Raw genomic sequence first — 8830 nt, 5'->3', positions numbered from 1 at the left:
GTGAGTGGCAAAGAGCGTTAGAACGCTCTTTGCCACTCACGACCCCGTTCAGGAACGTGCCTTCAGGCATCAACCGGACACCGAGTCACCGAAAACTGCCCTTCGCGGACAGGTCCCCGTCTCGTGAGGGAGCCTCACGTAGGTCGCCAAGGTAGTGAAAGCCTCCTTCGCTACCTTGAGGGTAGGCAAGGGGACCTTCACGGCATCGAGTCGATCACGCCACGTTTGCCCTACCTCTCAAAATAGAACCGTCATCGCCGCTCACGACGCCTGGGCTGCTGCGCGACCGGCCGCCCGTGCCCGCGGGGAGTGCCTGGGGGAGCCGTGCCGATCCCGCAACAATTCCCCTTTCCCGCAATTGGCCTCCATTTCTTTCTTGCGCTATAAACTTAAAGAACCCTTCGCGCGCGAAGGTGCTTCGCTCGCGAAGCGGCGCTTCGCGTGAATGCGGGAGTGCAAGTGGTCAGCAATTGAGGTGAATTACCGCGTGGCAGTCACTGCGCGGCCGGAGTTCGGCTCTACTTTGGCCCGCATGGTTGAGAAGGATTCGACGGCGCGGACCCGGGAACTGGGCCACCGCATGAAGGCGTTCCGGCAGCGCAGGCACTTCAGCGGAGCCGACGTCAGCCGCCGTAACGGCTGGTTGCAGAGCAAGGTCACGAGGTGGGAACAGGGCCTGCGCGAGCTGTCCGTCGTGGACGCGGCGCTGTATCTCGCGACCTGTGGCGAGGCGGAGCCCGAGCGCGAACTGCTCCTGGAACTCACGCAGTCCGGCAACGACCTCTACTGGGTGCGGCCGTACTTCGACGAACTCGTCGATCCGACGAAATCCCTGATGATCCAAGAGAATCTCGCGCATACCTTGGTGCGCTACGAGTCGCTGACCCTCCCCGCGCTGCTGCAGACCGAACCGTACGCCCGCACCACCTACGAACTGCTCGGCAACCGCGATCAGGCGCGGCTGGACCAGATCGTCAGCGCCAGGATGGACCGGCAGCAGCTGCTGCGCCGGGACCGGCCGCCGCAGTGCCGGTTCTACGTCCACGAGCGCGCGCTCCGTTCCGTCGTCGGCGGGCCGCGGATCATGCACGAGCAGCTGCTGCACCTCGTCCTGTCGGCGAATCTCCCTTATTGTTCCATCCGTGTCGTCCCCGAAACGAACGAAGTGAGCAGAACAATCGAGAATTCGTTCACCATCATGGAATTCTCGGAGCATCCGGCGGTGGTGTACACGGATTCCTATGCGGCCGGGATGTTCATCGACGACCGGGTGGCGGTCGAGGCGTACTATTCGCTTGTTGCGCGGCTGGAAAGCGATACCCTGACAGTGGAGAATTCGCGGCAAATGCTCGCCGAGTGGGCGGACCGGTACGACCGGATGGAGGAGTGACCCGATCGGGGTTTCCCGGCGCCTCGTCCTGGGGTAATCCTTCCTGGTAGCCGAGGAGAAGGAGTTCGTGGTGACGAAGACGCAGGGTGGTGCCCCGGTCGCCGAGGCGGAGATCGAGCGGAAGTACGACCTGGCGGCCGACCGGCCCATCCCGCCGCTGGTCCCGGCCGGTCCCGTGACGAACCAGGCCGAACCGAGGGTGGACGTCCTCGACGCCACGTACTTCGACACCGCCGACTTCAGGCTCGCGCAGGCGGGGATCACGCTGCGCCGCAGGCTCGGCGGAACCGACGAGGGCTGGCATCTGAAACTGCCGGTCAGCGCGGACAGGCGCGAGGAACTGCGGCTTCCGTTGTCGGGCAAGCCGGACAAGGTGCCGGGCGCGCTGGCGAAGCTGGTCCGCGCGCACACCCTCGGCGCCAAACTCGTCCAGGCCGCGCACCTGCGCACCGAGCGCACGTCGTACGCCTTGCTCGACAAGGAAGGTCGCGAGCTCGCGACGCTGACGGACGACGTCGTCACCGGTGAGGCGGGCGGGGAGAAGGCGCATCTCGATCGCTGGCGGGAGATCGAGATCGAGCTTTCGCCCGGCACGGATCTCGAAGTGCTCGACAGCCTGGACGAAGCCGTCGTGAAGGCGGGGGCTGAGCGGTCGAGGTGGCCGTCGAAGCTCCGGAGGCTGACCGACGAACTCGTCCCGTCGGCCGGGGCGGCGTCCGGTTCGGTACTCGCGGATTACCTCGCCGAGCAGCTGAACGCTTTGCGCCGCAACGACATCGGGGTTCGCCGGGACGTCGAGGACGCGGTACATCAGATGCGGGTCGCGAGCAGGCGACTGAGGAGTGCGCTGCGGACGTTCCGTCGCTCCCTCGACTCCGACGTCGCGAACGAGCTCGCCGCCGAACTTCGCTGGCTGGGCGGCGAACTCGGACCGGCGCGGGACAACGAGGTGATGGCCGAACGGCTGCACGACGACGTCAAGGCGCTTCCGGCGGAACTGGTCCTCGGCAACGTCGAGCAGCTGATGACGCGGCACTTCGCACGCGAGGCCCAGGAGGCCAAGGTGCGCGCCGTCCGGGCACTCGACAGCAAGCGGTACACGAATCTGTTGCGGGCACTGGAAAAGCTCGTCGCGAAGCCGCGGAAGATCAAGGATGGCAAGAAGGAACTCCGCAAAGCGGTGGCGCGTTCGGACCGGAAACTGCGCAAGGCCGTCGCGGCGGCGAACGACCTGCGGCCGGGCTCGGAGCAGGACGCCGCGTCGCACGAGGTGCGCAAGAAGGCCAAGCGCGCCCGATACGCCGCGGACACGGTCCGGCCGGTGACCGGCAAGAAGCTTCGAAAATGGCGTAAGAACGTCAAGGCCGTGCAAAGCACGCTCGGCACCCATCACGACGTGGTGGTCACCCGGGAGGTCCTGCGTCTCCTCGGGCTCCGCGCCTACGCCGAAAGCGAAAACGCTTTCACCTACGGCCTCCTGTACGGCCGTTCGGTCGCCACCGCCGAAGCCGCGCACCGGCGTTTCGCCGGAGAATGGCAAGAGGTACGTAAAGGTTCCCGCCCGAAATGGCTCAAATGAGGGAACGCGGGGTTGACCTGCCGCCGCCGCCGAGTACCGTCGAGGGAACTTGGTGGTCTGGAGAGAGGCGCCCCCAATGTTGCCTGGCAAGCGTGTTCCCGGCGACCCGCCTCCCTTGGCCGTGACCAGCAGCCGACGGCCCGACGGCGTCCTCGTCCTCACCGCGGTGGGGGAGATCGACGCGGCCACGGTCGGCCGGTTCCGCACCGAACTCAGCGGCGCGTGCGTCAAGGCCAAACGGGTGATCCTCGATCTGTCCGGCGTCGGTTTCCTCAGTTGCGCGGGATTGCACGCCCTTGAGGAGGCCAATGCCGTGTCGCCGCGGTTCTCGGTGATCGTGAAGACCACGCTGGTGTCGCGGATCCTGGACGTCAGCGGCGTCGGCGCGGGTCTCGACGTCTGGCGCGATTTCGAGGACGTGCGAGCCTAAACCCCCTCACGTGGGTCGTGAGTGGTAAGTGACGTTCTAACGGCACTTACCACTCACGACCATCTGAAGAACGGCCTGGTCAGCCGTCGAGTTCGACCTCGTCGGCGGTGACGTCCGGCAGCAGGCCGCGCCAGCGCGGATTGCGCAGGCAACCCGCGTCGGTCCAGCCGCCGAAGACGACCTCGCCGACGAGGGTCGGCCGCGACCAGTGCGCGTCCTTCGCCTGTTTCTCCGGGACGGAATGGAACGGGGATGTCTTGCGCTCCAAGCGGAACAGCCGGCGAGAGAGGTCCTCCAGTTCCTCGCCCGCGAATCCGACACCGACGTTCCCGATGTACCGCAAGCCGTCTTCGTACGGGACACCGAGCAGGAGCGAGCTGAACGTGCCCGCTCGGCTGCCGCCTCCCGGCCGCCAGCCGCCCAGCACCACCTGCTGGACCCTGGCGCCGGTGATGGAAAGCCATTCCCCGGTGCGCTTTCCCGGGTGGTAGGCGGAGTCGGCGCGTTTCGCGACGATCCCGGCGAGTCCGTGTTCGCGGGCCGCCCGCGCGACCGCGCCGCCGTCCCCGAGGTAGTGCCGGGGGACCTGCCAATGAGGTCCGGCGAGACCGAGTCCGTCGAGGAGTTCCCGCCGCTCGACATAGGACGCATCGACGCAGGAACGGCCGTCCAGGTGCAGGAGATCGTTCACCAGGTAGAACGCCGGATACCGGGCGGTGAGCCGTTTCGCGGAGTTCTTCGTGGCCCGCGCGCGGTGCCCGAGTCCGTCCACACTCGGCTTCCCACCGTCGAAGACGACGATTTCCCCGTCGAGAAAGGCTTCTGTGGCACCGAGTTGCTCGCCGAGGCCGCGGAACTCGGGGTACAGCCCGGTCACGTCGTCACCGGAATCGTCGTAGGCGGTGATCCGGCCGCCGGACACGCGCATGAGGGTGCGGCGCCCGGACCAGTCGAATTCGTAAGCCCATTCCGCGTCTTCGCCGGTCGAGGGGAGACGTCCGGGTTTGGTCAGCATCGGGGCGAGGAAAGGGGGAAGCTCCGCTCTGCCGGGTTCGGCGGGGTCGAGCCGTTTGAGCAGCCAGCCGCGATCGTTCCCGTCCTTCTTCACGTTGAGGAAGAGGTATTTCCCGCGTGCCCGTTCACCGTGGAAGACGATCTCGACCTTGTGGTTGTTGAAGTGCAGCGTCTCGTACCGGCCGGTGTCCCAGATCGTCATGCTGCCGCCGCCGTATTCGCCGACGGGGATCTCGCCCTCGAAGGTGAGATATTCCATCGGATGGTCCTCGGTGTGCACGGCCAGCCGTTCGGTCTCGGGCGACATCGGCAGGCCTTTCGGCACCGCCCAGGAGACCAGCACACCGTCCCGTTCGAGGCGGACGTCCCAGTGCAGGCTGCTCGCGTGGTGTTCCTGGATGACGAAGAGGTCGTTCGACCCGGTTTCGCCGTCACCGTCCGGAATGGGTTCGGGGGTCCGGTCCGGTTTGCGCTTACGGCGGTATTCGCCGAGTTTCTCCGCCATGGTCGGCCAGCGCACCCCCTCCGGATCCGGTCACGCAAGCCTAGCGCCGTTCCCCGCCACCACGCGTGGTGAAGGCCCCTTTTCCCACTGTGAGAGTAGGGAAAGGGGCCTTCACGAAGGAGCGATCAGTCGGTTTCGGCCAACGCCTCGGCGAACTGGGCGGCGTAGAGCCGCGAGTACGCCCCGCCGGTGAGCAGCAGCGTTTCGTGGTCGCCCTGTTCGACGATCGAGCCGTTCTCCATCACGAGGATGACATCCGCGTCGCGGATGGTGGAGAGCCGGTGCGCGATGACGAAACTCGTCCGTCCCTCGCGCAGCGAGTTCATCGCCCGCTGGATCAGCACCTCGGTCCGGGTGTCGACCGAACTCGTGGCCTCGTCGAGGATGAGGATCGCGGGCTTCGCCAGGAACGCCCGTGCGACGGTGATCAGCTGTTTCTCACCCGCGCTGACCGTGCCGCCCTCGTCGTCGATGACCGTGTCATACCCCTCCGGCAGGGTGCGGACGAAGCGGTCGACGTGGGTCGCCTTGGCCGCCGCGACGATCTCCTCGTGCGTGGCGCCCTCGGAACCGTAGGCGATGTTCTCCGCGATGGTGCCGCCGAACAGCCACGCGTCCTGCAGCACCATGCCGGTCTTCGACCGCAGGTCCTCGCGGTCCATCTCGGCGATGTCGACACCGTCGAGGGTGATCCGGCCACCGTCGAGTTCGTAGAACCGCATGAGCAGGTTGACCAGCGTGGTCTTCCCCGCGCCGGTCGGCCCGACGATGGCCACGGTGTGCCCGGGATCGACGGTGAGCGACAGGTCCTCGATGAGCGGCGTGTCCTCGGCGTACCGGAACGACACGTGCTCGAACTCGACCTGGCCGCGCACGTTCGCCACCCGCGCGGGTTCGGCGGGCTCGGGATCCTGCTCGTCCGCGTCGAGCAACGCGAAGACCCGCTCCGCGGACGCGATCCCGGACTGCAGCAGGTTCGCCATGCTGGCGATCTGCGTGACCGGCTGGCTGAACTGTCGCGAGTATTGGATGAACGCCTGGACGTCGCCGAGCGACAGTGTCCCGGACGCCACCCGCAGCGCGCCGATCACGGCCACCAGCACATAGCTCAGGTTGCCGATGAACATCATCGCGGGCTGGATGGTGCCCGAGATGAACTGCGCCTTGAAGCTCGCGCCGTAGAGCGTGTCGTTGTGCTCGCGGAAGACCTCTTCGGCCTCGGCACGGCGGCCGAACACCTTGACCAGCGAGTGCCCGGTGTACATCTCCTCGATATGCGAGTTGAGCCGCCCGGTGGTGGACCACTGCTTGATGAACTGCGGCTGCGCCTTCTTGCCGATCTTGGCCGCGACGAACACCGAAGCAGGCACCGAAAGCAGCGCGACCAGCGCCAGCACCGGCGAGATGACGAACATCATCACGAGCACGCCGATGACCATCAGCAGCGACGACACGATCTGCGCGAGCGTCTGCTGCAGGGACAGCGCGAGGTTGTCGATGTCGTTGGTCGCCCGGCTCAGCACCTCACCGCGCGGCTGGCGGTCGAAGTAGCTCAGCGGGAGCCTGGCGAACTTCTCCTCGATCCTCTCCCGCAGCTCGAACACCGCCCGCTGGACCAGGTTCGTGGTCAGCCGGGCCTGCAGCAGCGCGAAGAACGCGGCCACGATGTAGAGCAGCAGGACCCACATCAGGACCTGGCCGACGGCGTCGATGTCGATGCGCTGGCCGGGGACGAAGTCCATCGACGAGAACATGTCGGCGAGGGTGTTGTCACCCCTCGCGCGCATCCCGGCGATGACCTCTTCCTTGCTCAGCCCCGGGGGCATGTCCTTGGCGACGACACCGGCGAAGATGAGGTCCGTCGCCATGCCGAGGATCTTCGGGCCGATGACGCTCAGCGTCACGCTGGCGACACCGAAGGCCAGGATGCCGTACAGGACGGCGCGTTGCGGCTGAAGCAGGCGCAGCAGTCGTTTCAGTGAACCCTTGAAATCCAACGCTTTCTCGGCCGGACCACCCATCAGGGCGGCCGGACCGCGGCCGAAGGCGGCCCCGCCGCCCGGTCCCGGCCCGCGAGGCGCGCTCGCGCGCTCGCCCACGCCTTTCGCCGGAGCGGCCGAAGCACCTGAGGTGCCTGAAGTGTCCGTTGTGGACTCGGGCGCGCTCATCAGGCGGCCTCCTGTTCGGTCAGCTGGGACAGCACGATCTCCCGGTAGGTTTCGTTGCCGTCCATGAGTTCGGTATGCGTTCCACTGCCGACCACGCGGCCCTCGTCGAGCACGATGATGCGGTCGGCGTGGCGGATCGTGCTGACCCGCTGCGCGACGATCACCACGGTCGCTTCGGCGGTCTCGGCCACCAGCGCCCGCCGCAGGGCGGCGTCGGTCGCGTAGTCGAGCGCGGAGAAGGAGTCGTCGAAGAGGTAGATCTCGGGGCGGCGCACCAGCATCCGCGCGATCGCGAGCCGCTGCCGCTGGCCGCCTGAGACGTTCGTCCCGCCCTGGGAGATGGGGGAGTCGAGCCCCTCGGGCATCCGCTCGACGAAGTCCTTGCCCTGCGCCACTTCCAGCGCGTGCCACAGTTCCTCGTCGGTGGCGTCGGGCTTGCCGTACCGGAGGTTGCTGGCGACCGTCCCGGCGAACAGGTACGGCTTCTGCGGCACCAGTCCCACGGCGTCGGACAGCACGGTCGGATCCAGTTCGCGGACGTCGACGCCGTCGACGCGAACCGAACCGTCGGTGGCGTCCATCAGCCGGGGGATCAGGTTGAGCAGCGTGGTCTTGCCGCTGCCCGTACTGCCGATGATCGCGGTGGTCTCACCGGGCCTTGCCAGCAGCGAGATCTCCTGGAGCACCGGCTTCTCCGCACCGGGGTAGCGGAATTCCACATCGGACAGCTCGAGCCGCCCGTGCACTTCGCCCGGGCTGATCGGGTTCGCGGGGAGCACGACGCTGGTGTGCGTGTCGAGCACCTCGGTGATGCGTTCGGCGCTCACCTCGGCGCGCGGCACCATCATGAACATGAAGGTGGCCATCATGACCGCCATCAGAATCTGCATCAGGTAGGACAGGAACGCGGTGAGCGCGCCGATCTGCATGCTGCCGTCGTCGATGCGCAGCCCGCCGAACCACAGCACGGCGACGCTGGAGGCGTTCATCACGAGCATGACGATGGGGAACATCAGCGCCATGAGCCTGCCGACGACCAGCGAGACGTCCAGCAGTTCGGTGTTGGCCTTGGTGAACCGCCGCCGCTCGTGGGTGTCCTTGACGAAGGCCCGGATCACCCGGATGCCCATGATCTGCTCGCGCAGGATCTGGTTGATCTTGTCGAGGCGCTCCTGCATCAGGCGGAACGCCGGCCGCATCTTCGCGATGATGATCCCGACCGAGATCCCGAGGATCGGCACCACGACCACGAGCAGCCACGACAGCGTGACGTCCTGGTTCAGCGCCATGATGATGCCGCCGAAGCACATGATCGGCGCGGACACCATCAGGGTGAACGCCATCAACGTCAGCATCTGCACCTGCTGGACGTCGTTGGTGGTGCGGGTGATCAGCGACGGGGTGCCGAACTGGCCGACCTCACGGGCGGAGAAGTCCTGGACGCGGTGGAAGATCGCGCCGCGGACGTCGCGGCCGACCGCCATCGCGGTGCGGGCGCCGAAGTAGACGGCGCCGATCGAGCAGGCGATCTGCACCAGCGACACCAGCAGCATCACGCCGCCGACGCCGAGGATGTAGTCGATATCGCCCTTGACCACGCCGTCGTCGATGATGTCGGCGTTCAGCGTCGGCAGGTAGAGCCCGGCGAGGGTCTGGACGAACTGCAGCAGCACGATCAGCCACAGGTCTCGCCGGTACGGGCGCAGGTGAGTGCGCAACAGCTTCGTCAGCACAACGGTTTCTC

Annotated in this window: 6 protein-coding genes; 3 read left to right on the top strand and 3 right to left on the bottom strand. The window is 66.8% G+C overall.

What is annotated here, in order from left to right; translation table 11 throughout:
* The first annotated feature begins 532 nt into the window (after positions 1-532).
* The 3 genes from L324_RS06505 (at position 533) to L324_RS06495 (ending at position 3399) form a co-directional block, all read left to right on the top strand.
* A complete protein-coding gene (locus L324_RS06505) occupies positions 533-1390 on the top strand; it encodes a helix-turn-helix domain-containing protein (protein ID WP_037305033.1) in 858 nt (285 codons plus the stop codon).
* A gap of 70 nt (positions 1391-1460) precedes the next feature.
* Positions 1461-2969 carry a CYTH and CHAD domain-containing protein gene (locus tag L324_RS06500; RefSeq protein WP_235783422.1) on the top strand — a complete coding sequence of 503 codons (1509 nt, stop codon included), beginning with the start codon at positions 1461-1463 and terminating at the stop codon, positions 2967-2969.
* 121 nt (positions 2970-3090) lie between these two features.
* The gene (locus L324_RS06495) at positions 3091-3399 is read left to right on the top strand and encodes an STAS domain-containing protein (protein ID WP_235783421.1); all 309 of its coding nucleotides are present in this window, start codon (positions 3091-3093) and stop codon (positions 3397-3399) included.
* 79 nt (positions 3400-3478) lie between these two features.
* Here the strand turns inward: L324_RS06495 and L324_RS06490 are convergent, their stop codons facing one another.
* From L324_RS06490 to L324_RS06480, 3 genes are all read right to left on the bottom strand, one after another.
* Positions 3479-4918, bottom strand: a complete 1440-nt coding sequence (locus L324_RS06490; protein WP_063624571.1) for a DNA polymerase ligase N-terminal domain-containing protein — start codon at positions 4916-4918, stop codon at positions 3479-3481.
* Between the two features lie 125 nt (positions 4919-5043).
* Positions 5044-7086, bottom strand: a complete 2043-nt coding sequence (locus L324_RS06485) for an ABC transporter ATP-binding protein (protein ID WP_037305027.1) — start codon at positions 7084-7086, stop codon at positions 5044-5046.
* Entirely contained in the window at positions 7086-8819 is a 1734-nt protein-coding gene (locus tag L324_RS06480; RefSeq protein WP_037305026.1) for an ABC transporter ATP-binding protein, read from the bottom strand. Before L324_RS06480 ends, L324_RS06485 begins: the two co-directional genes overlap by 1 nt.
* Between the last annotated feature and the right edge of the window lie 11 nt (positions 8820-8830).

Origin of the sequence: Amycolatopsis orientalis DSM 40040 = KCTC 9412, assembly GCF_000478275.1 — a bacterium.
In the GTDB taxonomy this organism is placed as follows: domain Bacteria; phylum Actinomycetota; class Actinomycetes; order Mycobacteriales; family Pseudonocardiaceae; genus Amycolatopsis; species Amycolatopsis orientalis.
The sequence above is the reverse complement of the archived record's forward strand: the minus strand, read 5'-3'. Positions and strand labels throughout refer to the sequence as shown.